The organism is Candidatus Defluviilinea gracilis (assembly GCF_057138825.1).
Map to the genome: position 1 here is coordinate 1 of NZ_DBNHEF010000079.1, position 21,007 is coordinate 21,007.

The 21,007-nt window shown below is 54.3% G+C and carries 21 protein-coding genes; 18 read left to right on the top strand and 3 right to left on the bottom strand.

The features are described 5' to 3' along the window. Positions 1 to 145 precede the first annotated feature (145 nt). From AC16KF_RS15445 to AC16KF_RS15470, 6 genes are all read left to right on the top strand, one after another. The gene (locus AC16KF_RS15445) at positions 146 to 1,408 is read left to right on the top strand and encodes an aminopeptidase (RefSeq protein WP_484038238.1); all 1,263 of its coding nucleotides are present in this window, start codon (positions 146 to 148) and stop codon (positions 1,406 to 1,408) included. Positions 1,409 to 1,616: 208 nt separating this feature from the next. Beyond that, positions 1,617 to 2,855, top strand: coding sequence for an aminopeptidase (locus AC16KF_RS15450; RefSeq protein WP_484038239.1), 1,239 nt, complete (start codon positions 1,617 to 1,619; stop codon positions 2,853 to 2,855). Between the two features lies 1 nt (position 2,856). Then, positions 2,857 to 3,441 (top strand): hypothetical protein, encoded by a 585-nt coding sequence (locus tag AC16KF_RS15455; protein ID WP_484038240.1) that lies wholly within the window; start codon positions 2,857 to 2,859, stop codon positions 3,439 to 3,441. Between the two features lies 1 nt (position 3,442). Further along, positions 3,443 to 4,015, top strand: coding sequence for a pyridoxamine 5'-phosphate oxidase family protein (locus AC16KF_RS15460; protein ID WP_484038241.1), 573 nt, complete (start codon positions 3,443 to 3,445; stop codon positions 4,013 to 4,015). 63 nt (positions 4,016 to 4,078) lie between these two features. Beyond that, a complete protein-coding gene (locus AC16KF_RS15465) occupies positions 4,079 to 4,741 on the top strand; it encodes an REP-associated tyrosine transposase (protein WP_484038242.1) in 663 nt (220 codons plus the stop codon). Between the two features lie 133 nt (positions 4,742 to 4,874). Beyond that, positions 4,875 to 5,129, top strand: a complete 255-nt coding sequence (locus AC16KF_RS15470; RefSeq protein ID WP_484038243.1) for a DUF4342 domain-containing protein — start codon at positions 4,875 to 4,877, stop codon at positions 5,127 to 5,129. A 201-nt stretch (positions 5,130 to 5,330) separates the two neighbouring features. Here AC16KF_RS15470 and AC16KF_RS15475 read toward each other — a convergent pair whose 3' ends face one another. Next, positions 5,331 to 6,329 (bottom strand): dipeptide epimerase, encoded by a 999-nt coding sequence (locus tag AC16KF_RS15475; RefSeq protein ID WP_484038244.1) that lies wholly within the window; start codon positions 6,327 to 6,329, stop codon positions 5,331 to 5,333. A 122-nt stretch (positions 6,330 to 6,451) separates the two neighbouring features. Here AC16KF_RS15475 and AC16KF_RS15480 point away from each other — a divergent pair, with 122 nt between their 5' ends. After that, positions 6,452 to 7,432 (top strand): C40 family peptidase, encoded by a 981-nt coding sequence (locus AC16KF_RS15480; RefSeq protein WP_484038245.1) that lies wholly within the window; start codon positions 6,452 to 6,454, stop codon positions 7,430 to 7,432. A gap of 114 nt (positions 7,433 to 7,546) precedes the next feature. On the opposite strand, the gene scpB is transcribed toward AC16KF_RS15480, so the two are convergent. After that, the gene (scpB, locus tag AC16KF_RS15485; RefSeq protein WP_484038246.1) at positions 7,547 to 8,128 is read right to left on the bottom strand and encodes an SMC-Scp complex subunit ScpB; all 582 of its coding nucleotides are present in this window, start codon (positions 8,126 to 8,128) and stop codon (positions 7,547 to 7,549) included. A gap of 122 nt (positions 8,129 to 8,250) precedes the next feature. Here scpB and AC16KF_RS15490 point away from each other — a divergent pair, with 122 nt between their 5' ends. Genes AC16KF_RS15490 through AC16KF_RS15510 form a run of 5 tightly spaced genes read left to right on the top strand, consistent with a single transcriptional unit; the run spans position 8,251 to position 12,280 of the window. Continuing rightward, entirely contained in the window at positions 8,251 to 8,838 is a 588-nt protein-coding gene (locus AC16KF_RS15490) for a hypothetical protein (RefSeq protein WP_484038247.1), read from the top strand. A 24-nt stretch (positions 8,839 to 8,862) separates the two neighbouring features. Beyond that, the gene (locus AC16KF_RS15495) at positions 8,863 to 10,482 is read left to right on the top strand and encodes a G5 domain-containing protein (protein ID WP_484038248.1); all 1,620 of its coding nucleotides are present in this window, start codon (positions 8,863 to 8,865) and stop codon (positions 10,480 to 10,482) included. Positions 10,483 to 10,485: 3 nt separating this feature from the next. Further along, entirely contained in the window at positions 10,486 to 11,442 is a 957-nt protein-coding gene (locus AC16KF_RS15500; protein WP_484038249.1) for a UDP-glucuronic acid decarboxylase family protein, read from the top strand. Further along, a complete protein-coding gene (locus AC16KF_RS15505) occupies positions 11,439 to 11,894 on the top strand; it encodes a GtrA family protein (protein WP_484038250.1) in 456 nt (151 codons plus the stop codon). Before AC16KF_RS15500 ends, AC16KF_RS15505 begins: the two co-directional genes overlap by 4 nt. A 2-nt stretch (positions 11,895 to 11,896) precedes the next feature. After that, positions 11,897 to 12,280 (top strand): 4-fold beta flower protein, encoded by a 384-nt coding sequence (locus AC16KF_RS15510; RefSeq protein WP_484038251.1) that lies wholly within the window; start codon positions 11,897 to 11,899, stop codon positions 12,278 to 12,280. A gap of 125 nt (positions 12,281 to 12,405) precedes the next feature. Here AC16KF_RS15510 and AC16KF_RS15515 read toward each other — a convergent pair whose 3' ends face one another. Next, a complete protein-coding gene (locus tag AC16KF_RS15515) occupies positions 12,406 to 15,084 on the bottom strand; it encodes a non-ribosomal peptide synthetase (protein WP_484038252.1) in 2,679 nt (892 codons plus the stop codon). 152 nt (positions 15,085 to 15,236) lie between these two features. Between AC16KF_RS15515 and AC16KF_RS15520 the strand changes: the two genes are divergently transcribed. The 6 genes from AC16KF_RS15520 to AC16KF_RS15545 all read left to right on the top strand — a co-directional run bounded on the left by AC16KF_RS15520 (position 15,237) and on the right by AC16KF_RS15545 (position 20,795). Further along, positions 15,237 to 15,728 carry an acyl-CoA thioesterase gene (locus tag AC16KF_RS15520; RefSeq protein WP_484038253.1) on the top strand — a complete coding sequence of 164 codons (492 nt, stop codon included), beginning with the start codon at positions 15,237 to 15,239 and terminating at the stop codon, positions 15,726 to 15,728. Then, the gene (locus tag AC16KF_RS15525) at positions 15,725 to 16,942 is read left to right on the top strand and encodes a magnesium chelatase ATPase subunit I (RefSeq protein WP_484038254.1); all 1,218 of its coding nucleotides are present in this window, start codon (positions 15,725 to 15,727) and stop codon (positions 16,940 to 16,942) included. Before AC16KF_RS15520 ends, AC16KF_RS15525 begins: the two co-directional genes overlap by 4 nt. Further along, positions 16,939 to 17,568 carry a GNAT family N-acetyltransferase gene (locus tag AC16KF_RS15530; protein WP_484038255.1) on the top strand — a complete coding sequence of 210 codons (630 nt, stop codon included), beginning with the start codon at positions 16,939 to 16,941 and terminating at the stop codon, positions 17,566 to 17,568. Before AC16KF_RS15525 ends, AC16KF_RS15530 begins: the two co-directional genes overlap by 4 nt. Further along, a complete protein-coding gene (locus AC16KF_RS15535; protein ID WP_484038256.1) occupies positions 17,565 to 19,214 on the top strand; it encodes a hypothetical protein in 1,650 nt (549 codons plus the stop codon). Before AC16KF_RS15530 ends, AC16KF_RS15535 begins: the two co-directional genes overlap by 4 nt. Then, on the top strand, positions 19,211 to 19,774 hold the full coding sequence (gene rsmD / locus AC16KF_RS15540; RefSeq protein WP_484038257.1) for a 16S rRNA (guanine(966)-N(2))-methyltransferase RsmD: 564 nt from the start codon (positions 19,211 to 19,213) through the stop codon (positions 19,772 to 19,774). The genes AC16KF_RS15535 and rsmD overlap by 4 nt, the downstream gene beginning before the upstream one ends. Before the next feature lie 226 nt (positions 19,775 to 20,000). Next, entirely contained in the window at positions 20,001 to 20,795 is a 795-nt protein-coding gene (locus AC16KF_RS15545; protein WP_484038258.1) for a DUF1295 domain-containing protein, read from the top strand. Positions 20,796 to 21,007: the final 212 nt, after the last annotated feature.

Consider the following 21,007-nt stretch of genomic DNA (forward strand, 5'->3'; position numbering starts at 1 on the left):
ACAAGATCCTCAAGATTGCTTGTGCTGTCGTCCGCTCGCAACAACCCTACCTTCCCAACTATGTTGCTGTCAATCCCCTGGTTTTTCAAAAAACCTTGACGGCTTCATAGTATTCAGAATGACATGGTTATAAAAGGGAGATGCCATGCCATCAAAACAACACCAGGAATTGCTTGAAAAATATGCCGAAGCGGTGGTGCGCGTGGGGCTGAACCTGCGCAAGGGACAGCGGCTCATCATCACCAATGCCACCTCGCGCGGAGTGCCGCCTGCGGGGCGAGAGTTCGTCTATGCGGTGACGAAAGCCGCGTATGCCGCAGGCGCGAAATATGTGGAGGTCATTTGGGGCGACGAGGAAATGCTCCGCCTCCGCTTGCAACACGCGCCCGTCGATTCGTTCGACGAGTATTCGAATCATATCGTTGACGCCACGATGAACATGATCAAGAACGGCGACGCGTTGCTTTCGGTTTATGCCAACGATCCCGACGCGCTTGCTGGTCTGGATTCCGAACGAATCGCGGCAATGCAAAAAACTCATTTGAGTCATTACAATGCGATCGGAGCGCAAGTCAGCCGCAACGCGATCAACTGGTGCGTGGTCGCTTCGGGGAGCCCGGCGTGGGCGGCGAAAGTTTTCCCCGACCTCAAGCCAGAGGAAGCGGAAGAAAAATTATGGCAAGCCATCTTCGAGACGACTCGCGCCACCCTCCCTGACCCGGTCGCCGCGTGGGAAGCGCACATCAAAAACTTGAAAGCCCGCGCCAAGTACATGCAAGCAAAAAAATATTCCGCGCTTCATTACAAAGGTCCCGGCACCGACTTCACCCTCGGCTTGCCCTACGGTCACATTTGGGGCGGCGCGCAGGCGATGGCGGAGAACGGCGTGATCTTCACCGCCAACATGCCCACCGAAGAAATCTTCACACTGCCCGATCGCAACCGCGCGGAGGGAACCGTCGCCGCGACCTTCCCGCTCAGTTACGGCGGAAGCCTCATCGAAGATTTCAGCGTCACGTTCGAGAACGGGCGCATCGTGAAAGTGAACGCGAAAAAGAATCAAGCCCTCCTGCAAAAACTGGTGGACACCGACGAAGGCTCAACGCGGCTCGGCGAGGTGGCGCTGGTCAACGCGACCTCGCCCATCGGCAAACGCGGTCATCTTTTTTACAACACGCTCTTCGACGAGAACGCCTCCTGTCACATCGCCATCGGACGCGCCTACCGCTTCACGCTCACGGGTGGGGCTGAGTTGACCGACGAGGAATTTATCGCCGCTGGAGGCAACGTCAGCCTCAACCACGTGGATTTCATGATCGGCTCGCCGCACATGGACATTGACGGGATCAAAGACGACGGCGCGCGCGAACCTGTGATGCGATCGGGCGAGTGGGCGTTCGAGGCGTAAAATCAATTAACCGCGAAGGGCGCTAAGAACGCAAAGATTTTTCTTAGCGACCTTTGCGCGCTTAGCGGTTCAAAAAGGTTTTCTTCGCGGTTCAAAAAGGATAAAAAATTAACCGCGAAGAGCGCTAAGAACGCAAAGATTTTTCTTAGCGACCTTCGCGCGCTTAGCGGTTCAAAAAGGTTTTCTTCGCGGTTCAAAAGGGATTTCCATGACAGAATCAGAATTCGATCAACTGCTCTCAAAATACGCCGATGTCGTTGTCCGCATCGGACTCAACCTCCGCAAGGGACAACGCCTGCTCCTGCGCGGAATCCTTGAAGACGCGCCATTGATGCGCAAAGTAGCCGAAAGCGCGTACAAGGCTGGCGCGGTTTACGTCGAGCCGATCTACACGGACGAGCGCATCGCCCGCATCCGTTTTGAACATGCCGACCATGAGTCGCTGACCGAAGTGCCTAATTGGATGCTGACGCGCTACGAGGAATATTACGAACGCATGGACGCGGAACTCGCCATCCATTCCTCCGATCCCGAATTGCTGGCAGGCATTGACCCGGAGTTGATCGCGAAGAATCGCAAAGCATCCGCGGAAAAGTTCGAACCGCTCCGCAAGTATGAAAACACGACCAACTGGTGCGTGGTGGCAACCGCGTCACCGGCGTGGGCGCGGAAGGTGTTCCCAGCCGTCCCTGCGAAAGAAGCGGTGGAAAAATTATGGGCGGAGATCTTCGCCAGTTGTCGAATCTACGAAGCGGACCCGGTCGCCGCGTGGCAGGAACACGTCGAGAAACTCAAAAAGTATCGTAATTATCTGAACGCTCAAAAATTCACGGCTCTGCATTATCAATCTCCCGGCACGGACTTGACCATCGGCTTGCCCGAACAACATCTCTGGCAGGGAGCGCAAGCCGAATTCAAAAACGGGATCACGGGCATCCCCAACCTCCCCACCGAGGAAGTGTTCACCACGCCGCACAAAGATCAAGTGGACGGAACCGTCGCGTCCACGATGCCGTTGAATTACAGCGGCGTGTTGATCGAAGATTTTAGTCTGACGTTCGAGAACGGACGCGCGGTGAAAGTGTCCGCGAAAAAGGGCGAAGAGACGTTGAAGAAATTGATCGAGACCGACGAGAACGCGGCGCGGCTCGGCGAATGCGCGCTCGTGCCGAACAGTTCGCCGATCAGCCAGCGCAAGATTCTGTTTTACAACACGCTCTTCGACGAGAACGCTTCGTGCCACGTTGCGATTGGAAATTCCTACCGAGACACCATCGTCGGCGGCGAAGATATGACCGAGGAAGAGTTCGCCGCCGCAGGAGGCAACAAAAGCCTCACGCACGTAGATTTTATGATCGGCTCAGACAAGTTGGATATTGATGGAGTCAAAGCGGATGGTTCGCGCGTGGCAGTGTTTCGGAAGGGCGAGTGGACGGTGAAGGTGTAGGATGCCCAAACAAAAATCCCAACCCGTCAACACAGACGAATTCCTCACCGAGGAATACGAATACATCGCGCAGACCGCCGCGCAGGCGAACGAAGACCGCGCGCGGATTTCGTCCTTTTACCTTATTGCCGTCGGTTCGCTGATCGCCGCCATCTTCGGCACGCAATTCTTCGACGCGGATTTCTTCACGCGAGGCGTCAAATTCATCTTCAGCGGGATATTTCTTCTGCTTACGTTGATGGGCACAAGCACCATCGTGCAACTGGCAAAACTTCGCGCAGCGTGGTACGAGTCTATGCTGGCGATGAATCAGCTCAAAGAATTCATGATCTCGCAGAACAAAGAAATATCAAAGGCGTTCCGCTGGACATCGCACACCCTTCCCCCGTTACACAAAAAGACGAGCATCTCTTTTTATCAAGCGCGTGAAGCCGCTATCCTCAGCGGCGTGACGTTCACCGCGTCGGTCTACTTCGCGCAATATGCAATGGGCTTGAATACATGGGTTAACTGGCTGATCTCTGCCGCGTGCGGAATCGTGGTCATCTTTTTACAGATCGGTATTTACAAACGAGCGTTGAATTAATATGCCCCGCGACTACATCCCACAACCTCCCGCCGCGTTCCAACGCCGCCCGCATCTCACCAAAGACGACGATTGGATTCGCTCGTTTCTCAATGAAGCAAAAATAGGACACATCGCCACGTCCATTGACGGACAGCCGTTCATCAACCCGACGATGTTTTGGTACGACGAAGCGAATCATCAGATCGCGTTTCACTCGAATGTCGCGGGGCGAGTCCGCTCGAATGTGGAAGCCAACCCGAAGGTCAGTTTGGAGGCGAGCGAGTTGGGGAAGTTCCTGCCATCGAACGTCGCGCTCGAGTTCTCGCTTCAATTCCGCAGTGTGGTCGTCTACGGCGACGCGCGGCTGGTGGACGATCCCGCCGAAGCGCGTGAGTTGTTGTATGGTCTCATCGGAAAATATTTCCCCGCCATGACGGCTGGCAAAGAATACCGCGAGATCACCGACAAAGAATTGCGCGCCACTTCGATCTATGCCATTGCAATTAAAAGTTGGAGCGGCAAAGAAAACTGGGCAGACCGCGCCGATCAATCCGATGAGTGGACGCCGCTCGATGAAAAATGGTTTGAATAGATAAATAGATCAATCGGCAGTTGCACTGCCGATTGATTGTGCTTGTACGAATATTGGGCTACTATGCAACTCCATCCAGCAGTACAACTGCTGGATGATCAATTGATTAAATCGCGTGGTAGTTGCACAGATCATGCGGCAGTTGCACTGCCGCATGGAGGAGTAAACATGTCGAGAGCGTATCGCGTATTCTCTGATACCCATTATGCCTATTTCGTCACATGGACGCTGGTTGATTGGCTGTATCTATTCGACAAAGAATCCTACCGCCAAATTATTTTAGATTCGCTGAATTATTTGCGGACAGAAAAGAAAACCCAACTCAATGCTTTTGTAATCATGTCATCGCACCTTCACGCAATACTATGGCCCAAAATCGGGATTAATCTTTCCGATGTTACGAGAGACTTTAAACGCCATACATCCAGAAAAATATCACAAGAAGCGGAAAGACAAAGTGCAACAGATTTTTTGAACGTTTTTGAGAATGCTCGAATCAAAAACCGCGCGCAAGATGTGTCGAAGTATCAGGTTTGGCAGGAGGGGTCTCACCCAGAAGCAATTTTCACCGAAAAGTTTGCCCGCCAGAAAATGGATTACATCCACATGAACCCTGTACGAGCAGGTTTAGTTCAGTCGCCAGAACAATGGCTTTATTCCAGCGCTCGCGCGTATATTCTTGGCGAGGAAACATATCCCCCGATAGATATTTTGGTGACAGGGTAAGGCGTCAGTTTCATCCCGTTCTTTCGGCAGTTGTACTGCCGAAGGTTCATCCACAGCACAACTGCGGATGAACTTTGGTGACGGATAAAGCGTCAGCAGTGCAACTGCTGACGCAACAAGTAGAGGAGTCAACATGTCCGAAGAAAAATTTCGCACCGAAGAATTCCGCGTGGACGGCGAAGAACTGCTTCGCAAGATCAAGAACCTCATCAACGAGGGCAACATCCGCCGCGTGATCATCAAGGACAAGGAAGGTAAAGTTATCTTTGAGATTCCCCTCACGTTTGGCGTCGTCGGCGCGTTGATAGCGCCGCAACTCGCCGCCATCGGCGCAATTGCCGCGCTATTGGGTGAAGCGACTGTTGTGGTCGAAAAAAGAGCGGTTTGAACAACTAAACCTACACTCCTGTCAATCCCGAAGGGATGGTAGGGTTATAGAAAATTGTGATGATCGATTTCAAATCCCGAAGGGATGACATATCTTTACCATCTCTGACACCCCTTCGGGGTTGTCCCCCTCGTGATAAATCGATTCTATAATCATATGACCCCTTCGGGGTCTTTGTCTTGCGCAAAATGAAGCAATAAATTAAATTCTCTCCACCCCGATCCCCGCGCCATCGGGCAAAAACATCTTCGCCCCATCATACGTCACCCCGCGATAGGGATCGTTCTTGATCAACAGCGGACCATCCAGGTCGGCATAATCGCACAGCGGAGCGAGATGCGCCGCGGCAGTGACTCCCACCGACGACTCGACCATGCAACTCAACATGATCCGCATATCGTGCGCCCGCGCCGCATGGATCATCCGCAACGCCTCGCGGATTCCCTCGCTCTTCATTGTCTTCACCACCACGCCGTCAATCGCGCCCGCCAACTTGGCGACATCGCGCGAATTCTTCGCCGTCTCATCCGCAAAGATGGGAATGTCAATTCGCTGAGCGCGTAACTCATCCTTCAACCAAAAATATCCATCCACATCATCCACAGCCAGCGGCTGTTCGATGAACTCCAGATCGTATTCCGCCAAACGCGGGATGAGTCTCAGCGCCTGTTCACGACTCCACCCCGCGTTCGCGTCGACTCGCAATTTGGAGTTGGTCGCGCCGCGAATGGCTTTGACTCGCGCCTCATCCTCCTCCCCTCCCAACTTGATCTTCAGGATCGGATGACCCGATGCTTTCGCCTGTTCCGCCATCACATGCGGCTCATCCATTCCAATCGTGAACGAAGTCAAAGGAATCTTCTTCGGGTTCAACCCGAACAATTTATACAACGGCTGTCCCAACTTTTTTCCCCACAGATCGTGCAACGCCTCGTCAATCGCAGACCGCGCCGCGCGCGAGCCAGCAGGTCGCCGCGCCAAAACATTGTCCATGTCAAAAAGATCGTCGCCCAAGTCTGGCACAGATTTCAAATACTCGATGATCCCCTCTTGCGTCTCGCCATAATACGGCACCGCCGCCGCTTCGCCCACCCCGTCATCGAGAAACACCAACACATTATGACGCTGGTCGCTCGCCCCATGCGCCACGCGGAAAGTCGTCCGCAGATTCAGTGTGATCGGTTCCCAAGAAAGTTTCATTGCTCAATCTCCCAAATAGGGGCGCATATTAACACAGATGGTAGAATCGTTCCATCGTTGTGTACTTGGCGTTCTCTAACGCCAGATCGCGCAAACTATATCATTCAAAAGAGAATCGTTCCATGCAAACCATCCTCGATGACTTCGCCAAAACGCTCGACAAACGCACCACCGTCTTCGATGTGAAGATCGCTTCGCAGACAAGCGACTCTCTCACCCTCAGCGGACGCGTCCTCCATAAATCTCAATTGGATGAACTGCCCCGCCTCTTTCCTCAATTGAAACTTGATACGGCTTCCGTCAACGCTCTCCACACCGACGCGAACGAGCGCGTCCATGTCGCCACGAATCTCACAGGCTTGCATGAAAAGCCCACGTTTCGCGTTCCACTCCTCAGCGAGTTGACCTTCGGCACAGAACTCGAAGTATTGGAAGAACAAGGCAAGTGGGTCTTCGTCCGCCAAACGGATGGATATTTGGGCTGGGCATATCGTCCCTATCTCAGTGAAGGACTCGCCCCCACATCCACGCACCTCGTGATTGCGCCAGTGATCGAACTCCGCGCCGAGCCGAATCCCGTCAGCGTGGTGATAACTCGTCTCGTAAGCGGAACCAGCCTCCCCGTCGAAGAGACGCAGGATGGGTGGTCAAAAGTCCGCGCGAACCGAGTCGGCTGGGTCGAGTCGCGTCATCTGCGCGCGCTCACCGACATCCCGCAAGATGTTGAAGAAAAACGCACGATGCTTGAATCCGATTCACAACGGATGATCGGCGTGCCGTATCTCTGGGGCGGAAGCAGTGGCAACGGCATTGACTGTTCGGGCTTCGCGCAACTGCTTCACCGCTGGGTGGGAATCGAAATTCCGCGCGACGCCGACATGCAATGCGACGCCGCGAAACCCGTTGAGCCTCCGTTCGAGATCGGCGACCTGATCTTCTTCAGCGAAGACGACGACAAACGTATCACCCACGTCGGCATGAGTCTCGGCGGCTGGAAGATGATCCACTCCTCGCGCTCGCGCAACGGCGTGTACGTGGACGATATTGAGGAAGTGAAATTCTTGAAAGATATTTTCGTCAGCGCGGGAAGTTATTTGAGGTAACCCGCCGGCATCGATCGGAAATAAAACAGAACGCTGATTACGTAGATTGTACACTCCGCGTAATCAGCGTTTTCAATGGCGCAAGCAAGGGCAGGTATCCGCGCTCAAATGCGCCTACCCTTTCAACAACTCATCCTGTTTCGACTCCTCATCCTCAGGCTTTGCCAGCGATGGCATTTCGAGGATCGAGTTCAACCCAAAGTGTTGCAAAAATTCAGGCGTGGTGGAATACAAGATCGGGCGACCCGGTCCATCGGCGCGACCCGATTCGAGGATCAAATTCTTGTGCAGGAGACTCTTCATCATACTGTCGCTATTCACGCCGCGAATCGAATCAATTTGCGGGCGCGTGACCGGTTGCTGATAGGCGATGATCGCCAACGTTTCCAGCGCGGCGCGGCTAAGATGAGACGTGGCTTCAAGCCCAAGGAAATGCTCCACAAGTTCGGCGAGTTGCGGCGCGGTCGTTAACTGCGCTCGCCCGGCGTTCCGCTGAAGGCGCAAACCGCGACTAGCGAGCGCCGCATCCAACTCATTCAGCCCGCGTTCGATGACCGAAGGGGCAACGTCCAGCGCGGCCGCTAACTGCGCGGTCGCCACAGGCTCGCCTGATACAAACAACATTGCTTCCAGTTTTGCTGAAAGTGACAATTCAGTTTCGGAATTTTGCGCCGTAGAAGCCTCAGAATCGCTCATGCTATAATACCCTTCGATGTACGATTTACGATGGTCGAGTCGCCCAAATGTTTATTGAGGGCGCATCGAGACCACGCCGACCACTTACGAAATACGAACTACACCGTACGGAACACCCAGGAATGAAACGAACCAAACCCAGCATCTTTTTCATCGCGCTCATCCTCGCATCGCTCGCCTGCACGCTGTACGCCGGCGGACCCGACTACTCAGACCTCGCGCCCATCCCAGTGTCGACCGAAGCCGCGCAAAGCCTGCAAGACGGCATCCAAAAATCCATCGAAGATGGTTTAGTCAGCGGCGTGGTAACCATCACCATCACCGAGCCGCAGATCACATCCTATCTTGCCTTGCGCCTGCAAAACGACCCGAGCCTGCAACAAGAGAATTCCACGCCGCTCATCACCGACCCGCAAGTGTATTTGCGCGACGGGCAAATGAAAATTTACGGCAAGACCCAGCAAGGCGTGTTCGCCGCCAACATCGGCATCATCGTCAATGTCGGCGTCGACGCGGAAGGTAAACCAACCATCGAGATCGCCTCAGCCGACTTCGGTCCGTTCCCCGCGCCGGAGGGCATCAACGAAACCATCACCGCCATCATCGAAGAGGCGTACACCGGCTCGTTCGGTCCCGTTGCCACCGGGCTTCGCATCGAAACCATCGCCATTGCCGACGGACTCATGACCATCGTCGGTCGAATCCGATAGCGCACGGATTATACACCGGATAAAATGCGCCGAATCTTTTTCACGCGAAACGCTTCGACGAAACCAGCGCGTCGACTCAGGGGAAGCCTGCTCCTGCTCCTCAACCTTAGCCTCCTCCTAAACGGATGCCGCTCCCCGCAGTTCGCCAGCCCAGAGGCGACCATCTCCGTCACTGTCGATGGCGCGACGCAAACCTCCACCATTCCCGCCGGGAGCACCGTGCAACAGGCATTGCAAATCGCCGGTATCGCATTCGGAAATTTGGATCGCGCCGATCCGCCGGTCTACACGGTGCTCAACGATGGAGATTCGGTCGTCATCATTCGCGTGCGCGAAATCTTCGAAACCGAAGAACAAGTCATCCCCTTTGACAAACAAATTGTGCGAAACGAATCATTGCCCGAAGGCGAAACGCGCCTCGTGCAAGCCGGCGCAAACGGCTCGCAAGAAGTAACCTACCGCCGCGTGCTGGAAGACGGCGTGGAAATCAGCAAATCCATCGTCAAATCCGTAATTCTCGTGGAGGCGATACCGGAGATCGTGATGATCGGCGCGCAGACGTCCTTCGCGCCCCTGCCCATCCCCGGCAAACTTGCCTACATCGCGGGCGGCAACGCATGGGTCATCGACACCTCCACCGCAAATCGTTTTCCACTCGTCACCACCGGCGACCTCGACGGGCGCATCTTCCGCATCTCGCCGCGCGGCGATTACCTCATCTACACCCGCAAATCTACCAAGCCCGCCGGCAAAGAGATCAACGTCTTGTGGGCGGTTCGCACCAACCCTGGCAGTAAACCCTTCCCCACCAGCGTATCGAATGTAGTCCACTTCGCCGATTGGATTCCCGGCACAAGCTCCGTCGCCTACACCACAGTGGAACCGCGCGCCACCGCGCCCGGCTGGCAGGCAAACAACGACCTCTGGCGATACAGCATCTCGACCGGCGAAAAGAAAAAAATACTGGACGCGAACGCCGGCGGCGTCTACGGCTGGTGGGGCATGACGTTCGCCTTCTCCTCAAACGGGAAACTGGCATACGCCCGCCCGGACGGCATCGGCACGGTCGATTTGGACGGCAAATACATCAAACCACTCATCGACATCGTCCCCCTCAACACTCACAGCGACTGGGCGTGGCTTCCGTCCATCTCGTGGGGCGCCGACGGAAATACCCTCTATTATGTAACTCATGCGCCCCCGCCCAGTCTAGTGAACGCTGAAGATTCGCCGTTCTTTGACATCCGCGCCACCTCATTTGAAAACGACGCCACTGTCGACATCGCCTCGCAGACCGGCATGTTCGCCTACCCAAACGCGTCGCCGACCCAAGCCAGTTCGCGCGAACGACAGTATCAAGTGGCGTACCTGCAAGCCATCTTTCACGAACAGAGCGAAACCAGCCGCTACCGGGTCGTCGTCATGGACCGCGATGGCTCCAACCGGCGAACAGTTTTCCCTGCGAATGACGCGCCGGGTCTCGAGCCGCAAATCCCCGCCTGGGCGCCGCGTCAAATCGACGGGCAATCTGGCTACTTCCTGGCGGTCGTTTACCAGGGGAATCTTTGGCTGGTGGATACCGGCAACGGTCAGGCATTTCAAGTGACGGGCGATGGGCTGGTCACAAAAATCGATTGGAGATAACACATGCGCATTTTGATCACCGGAGCCGCGGGATTCCTCGGCTCACACTTAAGCGACCGGTTGCTCGCCGACGGTCACGAGATCGTCGGGCTGGACAACTTCATCACCGGCAACCCGGGCAACCTCGCCCACTTGATGGGGAATGAAAAATTTTCGTTCTACAAACACGATGTATCGAATTACATCTTCATCCCCGGCAAAGTGGACGCGGTGATGCACTTCGCTTCGCCAGCCAGCCCCAACCCTCAATCGCCATCGGGCTACTTCAACCTCCCGATCCAGACCATGAAAGCCGGCGCGCTCGGCACACACAACTGCCTGGGCGTGGCAAAAGCCAACAAAGCGAGATTCCTGCTGGCATCCACAAGTGAGATTTACGGCGATCCGCTGGTTCACCCGCAAACGGAGGATTACACCGGCAACGTCGATCCCGCCGGTCCGCGCGCCGTGTACGATGAGGCGAAACGGTTCGCCGAATCGATCACCATGGCATATCACCGCTATCACGGCGTAGACACGCGCATCGTGCGCATCTTCAACACCTACGGTCCGCGCATGGACCTTGAGGACGGGCGCGCCTTGCCGAACCTGCTGAAACAGGCATTGCTCGAGCAACCGCTCACCGTGTACGGCGAGGGAAAACAAACCCGCTCGTTCTGCTACGTGGACGACCTGGTGGACGGTATCGTGCGGTTGCTTTATTCCGACGAACATTTGCCGGTCAACATCGGCAACCAGCGCGAGATCAGCCTGCTCGAATTCGCCGAAGCCATCAACAAGATCACCGGTAACCAGGCGGGCATCACCTACGTCAAAGACGCGCGCAGTGTGCGAGACCCGCAACAGCGCCGCCCCGATATCACCCGCGCCCGCGCCATCCTCCAGTGGGAGCCGAAAGTCTCCCTCGAGGAAGGGATCGCCAAAACCATTCCCTATTTCAAATCCAAACTGGGGCTATGACCGCCCAAACCAACAAGATCGAACGCATCCGCTTCCTGAAATTTGCCACTGTAGGCGCCATTGGCTCGCTGGTCGATTTTGGCGTGATGAACCTGCTCACCCGCCTATTCGCCATGCGGCTCGTCTACGCGGGGACAATTTCGTTCGTTTGCGCGGTTGCCAACAACTTTACCGGCAACCGCTACTGGACGTACCCAGAATCGCGCTCGCGCCACATCCTGCAACAACTAGGGATGTTCTTCGTGGTCAACGCGGCGGGGATCGCCATTCGCGTTCCCATCCTCCATTATGTTGAGCCGCCCATGGAAGGGCTTTTCGCCTCCCTCAGCATACTCTCCGCGTTCACGCCGGAAACGCTGGCAAAAAACGCCACCCTCGCCATCGCTATCGGAATTGTAATGCTTTGGAATTATTTCGTGAACCGCTACTGGACGTATAATGATGTGGAATAAGCATGGCAACCCAAGCCCATACCCGTATTATCCCCATCTATAACTCGCAAGGCGAAGCGGACGCTTTCCTCGTATACCCTTATATTTTCAACCGTTCCGGCGAATATATCGGATGGGTCACCCCCCAGCGCGAAGTGTATTCTGTGATGGGGTACTACGTCGGTTCTTTGACCAACGACCCGCGCATCATTCGCAAGCGGGCTGAAGACTCAGACAAGCCGCATATGGCTTGTCCTCCAACCCCAAAACGCATTTCCCCGCCCGCGCAGGTGCCTCTCGCGCCGATGATGCAGGAACTATCCTACGGCATCATCGATGTTCTCGCCGAGAGCCCCGAACTACTCCACACTCTGGATAGCGGCGACCTGCGACAGGATATGGATTGAAGGTTGACGATACGTTGCCCTCTCTCCAAAATAATTCTCTCCACCGTACACCTCCCTTTTTACCGCGAAGAGCGCCAAGTTAAGAACTTAGTGGCAGAAATGTGCGGTAGAGAAAAGTCTAATGTTCAATCCTCGCTGGCGCGCTCAAGGCATTCCTTGATTTTCCGCGCCACCTCAGGAGCATACTCTTCGGCGATTATGTTATGCGATGCAATAAAGCGATGTTTCTCAAAACCGCCCAGGGCAAGAGCCTCCCAACTCCAGGGAACTTGATCGCAACTTTGCTCTTCGGTCTGGCTCGATCGGAACAATGTCACTTTGCCCGCGTAGGGCTGGGGGAAATATTCATGCAATGCTTTACTATGCGTTGTGCGCAAGTAGGCAAGCAACAGACGATCTGAAAGACGCCACTTCATCGCAAATGCAAGGGCAACCAGACCGAAAAGCGCGATACGCAAGATCTTTGTCTGGATAAGCATCCCAACATACCCAACTTTTCCCTTGAAACCTGCCTGTGACAGGCGGCGGAGATGCCACTGCATGGTTCGAACCGTTCCATCGAGAAAAGGCTGATTCTCCGCAAACACCTGGGTTCGCGCCAACCGCTCCGGGTTTCGTGTGTCAAGCATCAATAACAACTTAACCTGCTCGCCTTGCTTCAGGAGTTGCTGTGCCATCTCGTAGGCGATCTCCCCTCCCAATGAAAACCCACAAAGATAATACGGTCCATGAGGTTGAAGTTTCTTAATTTCTTGAAGATAGAGCAGAGCCATATCCTCGATGCGCGGAAGGGCTGGAGTTACGCCGTCCACGCCTTGCGCTTGAAGAGCATAGAAGGGCTGATCGGCAGGTAACTGTCTTGCGATGAAGCGGAAGTACAGCACCCCTCCTTCATGTCCATGGACACCGAACAAGATGGGCTTGTTCCCCCTGGGATTAATGGGAACCAGAATCTGCTCTTGATACAGACCCGTGTTGGCATGTTCCAGCAACGCCGCCTGGCTGGAAATTGTGGGAGCATTCAAAATAGCCCCTACGGAAAGGTGAATTCCAAATTCGCGCTCAATCCGGGAAATCAACCTCACTGCCATGAAAGAATGTCCGCCAAGATCAAAGAAATCATCATGGATTCCAAATTCAGACTGCTGTAACAACTCGCGCCAGATGACCATGAGCCGGCTCTCAACACTATTTCCCGGCGGCTCAATGGTGGACGCCAGGGATTTCGCGCCCCGAATCTGAGCAAGCGCCCGACGATCCAGCTTCCCGTTGGTCGAGAGAGGCATCGTTTGTAGCGTAACAAATCGAGAGGGGATCATGAAGTCGGGCATTTTTCGCCGACAATACGCGCGGATCTCTGCCAGGGCAACATTTTCATGCGCGGGAACAATATATGCCGCCAGATAATTCTCGTCGGCTTGATCTTTTAACACAAGGATCGCGCAATCCTCCACCTCGGGGCAACTTCGTAGAACCGATTCCACCTCGCCCAGTTCGAGTCGCTGACCGCGGATCTTTATCTGGGAGTCACTGCGGCCCACGAACTCGATATTTCCATCTTCACGTTGTCGCACAACGTCCCCTGTCCGGTAGAGACGGCAATTGATCCCATCGTCAAAGGGGTTGCTAATGAATTTCTTTGCCGTGAGTTCAGGCAAATGTATATAACCATCTGCCAGACATGGGTTGCTGATGAATAATTCTCCGCTTTGCCCCGGCAAGACCGACTCCATGTGGTCATTCAGGATGTATAGGCGCGTCTGAGCAATCGCCTGTCCAATTGGCACAGCGCAAGCAAGCCCATCATCACCGGCGGCCGGGATTGGATAAGTGGCAACCACGCCTGTCGTTTCCGTTTGCCCAAAAATATTGACAAGCTCTACCTTGTTGCCCGCTAGCGCCCTCCAATCTCGCGGAGTTTCCATGCGCAAAGCCTCCCCCACGCATACGATCCTGCGCAGATGGTTTTGCAACAAATCGCTGCGGCAAGCCTCTGGCAAATCCTGCAACCGTTTATTGATCATCCGCCAAAATGAGGGCACTACATCCATCAAAGTGACGCGAGTTCTCTTGATTTCCTCGAATAATCTCAGAGGGTCGCGCATTTGTTCGTCGGAGGCGACGACCAGCGTGGCGCCACGCGATAACGGCACCATAATTTGACGCACAGCCAACGCGTAAGAAATGGACGCGCTCTGAAGATACACATCATCCGAAGCGACATCCAGCCCGGATTGAGAGACCCTGACAAAATTTCGAAGGCTGTCATGAGATACCATCACGCCTTTCGGCGCCCCGGTCGAGCCCGAAGTATAAATAATATAAGCCAGGTCTTTCTCGGCGGACATATTTTCCAAACCATCCGAAGGGAGGCGCTGGATGCTCTTTGACACGGCGTCTAACAAAATAACTTTCACAGCGGATTTCGGCGAAGATCGAAACAGACCGGTTTGAGTAATGCAAAATAGGGAATTGGAATTTGCAAGGATTTCCGCCACACGCTCCCGAGGATATGCCGGGTCGATCGGGATATACGCCGCTCCAGCGATGAGACATCCTAAAATGCCTGTTACCATCTCGATGGAGCGATTCAGCGAGATGGCGATCCGCGCGCCAGCCACAACTCCCTCGCCGCGCAAATACCGCGCCAATTGGTTGGCGCGCCCGATCAACTCCGCGTAGGTGACACACTCGCCGCCAAACTGGATAGCGGGTTTTTGCGGCGATCTTTCCGCCTGATAGGCAATTAATTCATGGACCAATAGTTCCTGTGTGTGAGTTTCAAGAGACAATGAGTTTGGCATATTGTTAGCAGGGTTAACTGTGACGCTAGAATGTTGATGGACAAAATGCAGCCGCATCTACTCCATGTCGGAGAAACATCAGAAAGGTTACGCGCGCTAGCCTTGTTCACATCCCACATTCGTCCTGTCGCATGGTAAACTTTCTTACAACTATGACAACCATCCAAACGCCCAAACCCATCAGCGCATCGCGCGTCACCCTGTCTCAACTCATGCACCTCGAACATGCCAACCTGCTGGGCAACGTGCACGGCGGCTGGATCATGAAACTCGCGGACGAGGCGGGCGCGCTCGCTTGTATGCGCCACGCCCAATGCAAAGTCGTGACCGTCGCCATCGATTCGATGACCTTCCGCGAGCCGATCAAGATCGGCGACCTCGTTACCCTGAACGCGGAAGTCACATACACCGGCAGAACGTCCATGGAAGCGAAAGTGGATGTGCTTGCCGAAAACCCGCTAACCCGCGAACGCTCGCACACCAACACTGCCTACCTCGTCTATGTCGCGCTTGACGATAGCGGCAAGCCGCTGGAAATTCCGCAATTGACGGCTGAAAATGAGGAAGAAACCCAAAAACTGTTGCAGGCAAAAGAAAGACAGGCGCGACGTTTGACTGAAAAGAAACTGCGAGAATCGCAATGACCGAACCCGAACTCACCCAACCCGAATCGGAAGAAAAAGAACCGGTCGCGCACTCGTTCAAAAGTCTGCGCGAACTGGTGGATTTTGTTTCCGGGAAAAATCTCCCGCCGCTCACCTCGGAAGATGGGCGCGTGACCGAAGCGCTTCCCTTCCCGTTCCTCGCCATCGTCGGGCAACAGGAAATGAAACTCGCGCTGTTGCTCGCGTTGATCAACCCGAATGTGGGCGGGATTTTACTGGTCGGTCCGCGCGGCACGGCGAAGACGACGGCTGTACGAAGTCTTTTGGATTTGCTCCCAATGGTCGAGCGAAGCACATGCCCGTACGGTTGTCTGCCTGAAGACATTGAAGCGGGCGGAGTGGATGCCGTTTGCCCGGACTGCGCGAAGAAATTCGCCGAGGGCAAACCGCTCACCGCGCCGGACAAAGTCCGCTTGATCGAACTGCCGTTGAACGCGCGGCTTGAAGATGTGGTCGGCGGCATTGACGAACGAGCCGCCATCCACGAACGGATGCGAATTCGTCGGGGAATACTTGCACAAGCAGATCGCAACTTGTTGTACATTGACGAGATCAACCTGCTCGCAGACGATGTCGTTGATTCGATCCTCGACGCCGCCGCGCAGGGATCGTACACCGTTCGGCGCGGACCCGTCGCGGCGACGTATCGCTCGCGCTTCGTGTTGATCGGCTCGATGAATCCCGAAGAGGGCAGACTCCGCCCGCAAATTTTGGATCGCTTCGGACTCCGGGTTATCGTCCGCGGCTTGGACGATGCGTCGCTGAGGCTGGAGGCGTACCGCCGAGTCCATGCGTACCTGGCGAATCCGCGTCACTTGGTGAACCAGTTTGCCCCGGAGATGGAAGCGGCGGCTGGAGAAATCCGCAGCGCGCGCGAGCAGATGAAGAGAGTCACCATCCCCGATTCGATTGCGAATCCCGCCATCGCGCTCGTCCAAAAAATGGGAATCGATTCACTGCGCGCTGAGATCACGTGGTTTGAGTCGGCGCGCGCGTATGCGGCGGCGGATGGACGCAATGAAGTGACGAATGAGGATCTGAAAATTGTCGCGCCGATGGCGTTGCGTTTGCGGCGGTCTGTGTTCATGAACGATTATTTCAAAGGGCAGGCGGGCGAGGAAAAAGAGATGAACGCGTTGCTGAACGGGTTTGGCAAAAAACCTACGAAGAAAAAGTCTGGTAAAAGAAAATGAGCGATTCAAAAGTTGCCAACCCAGCGTATCGAATCGAAACCGCGCGGCTTGTGGTGCGATGCTATCAGCCGACGGACGCGACGTTGCTCGAGGACTCGGTGCGCGAAAGCGTGGAGCATCTCAAGCCATGGATGCCGTGGGCGCACAATGAACCTGAGCCGTTTGAATACAAGGCAAAGCGTGTTTTGGAATTTCGCGGCAAATTCGATCTGGGACAAGATTTCACTTATGGGATTTTCAACCGCGAAGAAACGCGGTTGCTCGGCGGAACAGGATTCCACACGCGGCTCGGCGAAAAAGAACTTGAGATCGGGTATTGGATTCACAAAGATTTTGTCAAACAAGGACTCGTGACCGAATCCACCGCCGCGTTAATCAAAGTCGCTTTTGAAATTATCCACATTCACCGAATTGAAATTCATTGCGACCCTCGCAACACAGCCTCTGCCGCTGTGCCGCGCAAACTCGGCTTCACGCACGAAGGCACGCTCCGCGCAAAAACGCCGTTTCTCGATGAGTGGAGCGACTCGATGATCTGGGGTCTGCTCGAAAGCGAGTACCCGAACAGCCCAGCGGTCAAAGCGGAGATCAAGGCTTTTGACGCCGCCGGCAACACGTTGTTATGAAATCCCTTTTTGGGCGAATCATCCAAAAACCGATTTACATCTTGCTCGCCGTCAATCTATTGGTCGGCGTTTTTGTTTTCCGCGACTACGGGCTTTCATGGGACGAGCCGCTCTTTTACGATTATGCCGACGCGCTCGGATATGCCTATTCGCCGCATGAATGGTTCAGCGGACATTTCGATCTCGAAAATTCATACGGGCCCAGCGCGGAGGATCACAAGACGCGCGGACCCGCCTACCTTTTTCTTGCGCGCAATTTTGCCTACGGATTGGAAGACCTCGGTTCTGACCGCGCCTCAGCCTGGCACCTCGTCAATTTCGTCTTTTTCCAACTTGGAGTTTATTTCCTCTATCGGCTGTCCACGCGCTGGATGAAACCGTCCGCCGCGCTCGCAACGACTGCGTTTTTTTCCTATCAACCTTTATTGTGGGGACATGCCTTCATCAACCCGAAAGACCCTCCCTTTTTAGTTTTCTTTCTCGCGTCAGTCTGTCTCGGCTTCGAGGTGGTGGACGAAATTACAACAGGCGCAAAAAATAGTTGGTGGAAAGTTCTCGCCGCATCGTTTTGTTTAGGCATCGCAACATCCATCCGCGTGCTGGGACCTCTGGCTGGAATGATTGTGCTTGGTTATGCCATCTTCATCATCTTTGCCCGCCGCGGATTGAAATCCGCGACTATTCCTACCAAGTCCGCTCAAGCGGACTCGGCTTCACCGAAAAAATATTTTCGACCATTTATGATTTATGTTGTAGTTGCCATCGCGGTGATGCTCCTCACCTGGCCCTATCTTTGGGAAAATCCAATTGCAGGACTCTTCGGAACGCTCAAGTTCATGTCCGATAACCCGACGCAATTGGCTGTGTTATTCAACGGCGAGATATTCCGCGCCAACGACATGCCGCGCCGCTACCTCCCCTTCATGCTGTGGTCAACGCTCACCGAACCGACATGGATTTTATTCGCGGTTGGAGTTCTGATCGGTTTTTGGAAATTCAAAACGAATTCAAAAGAATTTGCATCTCTGGCTTTGACCCTCGCTTGGTTCATCCTTCTCGTCGCTTACGTCCTCATCCTTCGACCAGCCGTGTACGATGGCTTGCGTCATTTCCTTTTTATCCTGCCGCCGGTGTTTATCTTTGCTGGTTTCGTATTTGAATTTGTATTTGAGCAAATCACAATTGTATTTGAGCAAATCTCAATTCGAGCAACTCAACCAGTTTGGCTACGCGCTGGACTTGTTTTACTGATCCTTTTGCCGGGCATCAACGGGATCGTCCAGCTCCATCCCTACGAATACGCGTATTACAATTCGTTTGTCGGCGGCACGAGCGGAGTCTTTCGCAAATACGAAACGGAATACTGGCTTACTTGTTATAAAGAAGCGATGCAAAAATTGGACGCGAGTTTGAGTCAACCAGCGAATGTCTTTGTCCTGCGTGAAGCATACATTGCCGACTATTATTCCGGGAGCAACACCATCGTCCGCGATCTACGGAACGAAATGAGCGAAGTGAAATCAGGCGACTATGTTCTGGTCAACACACGCACAAATAATGACCGCTCCATTTTCAGAGACGCGCCGCCGGTGATCCAAATCCGCCGGGGAGATGCGATATTCTGCGAGGTCAAACAAATTCCATGAGTCTACGAGTCATTTCTGGCAAAGCAAGAGGTCGTAAATTGAAATCGGTGACGGGCGATACGACGCGCCCCATCACCGACCGTGTCAAGGAGGCGTTGTTCAACATCATCGCCAGCGACGTGATCGACTCCAACTGGTGGGACCTGTTCGCAGGCACCGGGGCAGTCGGCATCGAAGCGTTGAGCCGAGGCGCGGCATCCGTCCGCTTTACGGATTCGAATCGCGAACCCGTCGAGACGATCAAATCCAACGTGGAGCATTGCGGATTCACGGCGCAGTCAGAAATCCGCCGGGCAGATGCGTTCGCGTATCTCGCATCGCCAGCCGATAAAAAGTTTGAATACATCTACATCGCTCCCCCGCAGTACAAGGATATGTGGGTGAAAGCGCTGGAACTCGTGGACGATAATCTCGAATGGCTCACGGATGACGGCTGGGTCATTGTGCAGATCGCGCCGCGCGAATTCAAGTTCAACACGGTCGAGTTGAAGAATCTTGAAAAGTTCGATGAGCGGAAATACGGAACGACATTGCTGGTGTTTTATCAACGACATTCGTAACGCGAGATTTTGCATTTTTACAATTAAATCTAGCAATCCCATCGCGTCTTCCAGCCTGCGCTTCGTCTACGCTCATCCCAAATCATGTTTCGTCCTGAGCGGAGTGAGGAGCGTTCGTTGCGACGAACGCAGTCGAAGGACGCTCCGCTCAGCGAGGAAGGTTTTGTTGTTGGATTAATTTGGAAAAGTAATCTGTCCAGCCCCCGAAATTAATTTCAAAATTACTATGCCATTCACGATACTTTTCCTCAACAGTGGGCTCGTCATTCTCTGCCTGATGACCCTGCTCTGGCTATTGAGTCTCGCGCTGAAGAACTCCAGCATCGTGGATATTTTCTGGGGCATTGGCTTTATCGTCGTTGCGTGGCTGGGATTTTCATACGGATACGGCTACATCCCGCGCAAACAATGGATGTGCGTAATGGTCACGCTCTGGGGACTGCGCCTCGCGCTTCACATCGGACTCCGCAATTGGAACAAGCCCGAAGATTTCCGCTATGCCAAATGGCGCGAAGAGAACGGTCCGCGCTGGTGGTGGATTTCATTCTTCAAAGTATTTCTCCTACAGGGATTCTTGATGTGGCTCATCAGCGCGCCTATCCTTGCCGCGCAATCGTTTGGATACCCTGTCATCCTCACGCCAATGGATTTGCTCGGCGCGTTGATCTGGGGATTCGGTTTGCTCTTTGAATCCATCGCGGACTTGCAGTTGACTTTGTTCAAGCGTAATCCAAAAAACAAGGGGAAATTGCTTACGTCGGGTTTGTGGAAGTTCTCACGTCACCCGAACTATTTTGGTGAAACAATCGTATGGTGGGGAATCTTCATCATCGCCCTCGCGGTTGGCGCGTGGTGGACGATCCTCTCCCCCATCTTGATGACGTGGCTTTTGCTCCGCGTCTCCGGCGTGGCAATGCTCGAACGGACGATGCAAAGCAAGCCCGGTTACGAGGAGTACATGCGAAAGACCAGCGCGTTCTTTCCATGGTTCCCGAAAAATCGGGACGCTGATTCACGCTGAATACGCAGATTTTCTTTCTTTTAGGACTTACGCAGTTGAACCTGTTGTGCCGTAGTTGCACTGCGGCGGCGGCAGTGCAACTGTCCGCCAACTGCGTAAGTCTTGTCTTTGAATCAGCGGGGTCAGCGTTTTCACCTGCCCTTGCGGGCGGTGCAAGGGTCTGCGTCCAAAGGGGTTGTATAAGGTATCAAAGGCGAAATGGCATTTCGCGC

Coding starts and splice junctions, on each gene's coding strand:
- scpB (WP_484038246.1), bottom strand. CDS start 8,128: ATGAGCGATTCTGAGGCTTCTACGGCGCAAAATTCCGAAACTGAATTG.
- AC16KF_RS15525 (WP_484038254.1), top strand. CDS start 15,725: ATGACCGAACCCGAACTCACCCAACCCGAATCGGAAGAAAAAGAACCG.
- AC16KF_RS15545 (WP_484038258.1), top strand. CDS start 20,001: ATGCCATTCACGATACTTTTCCTCAACAGTGGGCTCGTCATTCTCTGC.
- AC16KF_RS15475 (WP_484038244.1), bottom strand. CDS start 6,329: ATGAAACTTTCTTGGGAACCGATCACACTGAATCTGCGGACGACTTTC.
- AC16KF_RS15520 (WP_484038253.1), top strand. CDS start 15,237: ATGACAACCATCCAAACGCCCAAACCCATCAGCGCATCGCGCGTCACC.
- AC16KF_RS15490 (WP_484038247.1), top strand. CDS start 8,251: ATGAAACGAACCAAACCCAGCATCTTTTTCATCGCGCTCATCCTCGCA.
- AC16KF_RS15495 (WP_484038248.1), top strand. CDS start 8,863: ATGCGCCGAATCTTTTTCACGCGAAACGCTTCGACGAAACCAGCGCGT.
- AC16KF_RS15500 (WP_484038249.1), top strand. CDS start 10,486: ATGCGCATTTTGATCACCGGAGCCGCGGGATTCCTCGGCTCACACTTA.
- AC16KF_RS15530 (WP_484038255.1), top strand. CDS start 16,939: ATGAGCGATTCAAAAGTTGCCAACCCAGCGTATCGAATCGAAACCGCG.
- AC16KF_RS15460 (WP_484038241.1), top strand. CDS start 3,443: ATGCCCCGCGACTACATCCCACAACCTCCCGCCGCGTTCCAACGCCGC.
- AC16KF_RS15510 (WP_484038251.1), top strand. CDS start 11,897: ATGGCAACCCAAGCCCATACCCGTATTATCCCCATCTATAACTCGCAA.
- AC16KF_RS15515 (WP_484038252.1), bottom strand. CDS start 15,084: ATGCCAAACTCATTGTCTCTTGAAACTCACACACAGGAACTATTGGTC.
- AC16KF_RS15480 (WP_484038245.1), top strand. CDS start 6,452: ATGCAAACCATCCTCGATGACTTCGCCAAAACGCTCGACAAACGCACC.
- AC16KF_RS15535 (WP_484038256.1), top strand. CDS start 17,565: ATGAAATCCCTTTTTGGGCGAATCATCCAAAAACCGATTTACATCTTG.
- AC16KF_RS15470 (WP_484038243.1), top strand. CDS start 4,875: ATGTCCGAAGAAAAATTTCGCACCGAAGAATTCCGCGTGGACGGCGAA.
- AC16KF_RS15450 (WP_484038239.1), top strand. CDS start 1,617: ATGACAGAATCAGAATTCGATCAACTGCTCTCAAAATACGCCGATGTC.
- AC16KF_RS15465 (WP_484038242.1), top strand. CDS start 4,079: ATGCAACTCCATCCAGCAGTACAACTGCTGGATGATCAATTGATTAAA.
- rsmD (WP_484038257.1), top strand. CDS start 19,211: ATGAGTCTACGAGTCATTTCTGGCAAAGCAAGAGGTCGTAAATTGAAA.
- AC16KF_RS15455 (WP_484038240.1), top strand. CDS start 2,857: ATGCCCAAACAAAAATCCCAACCCGTCAACACAGACGAATTCCTCACC.
- AC16KF_RS15505 (WP_484038250.1), top strand. CDS start 11,439: ATGACCGCCCAAACCAACAAGATCGAACGCATCCGCTTCCTGAAATTT.
- AC16KF_RS15445 (WP_484038238.1), top strand. CDS start 146: ATGCCATCAAAACAACACCAGGAATTGCTTGAAAAATATGCCGAAGCG.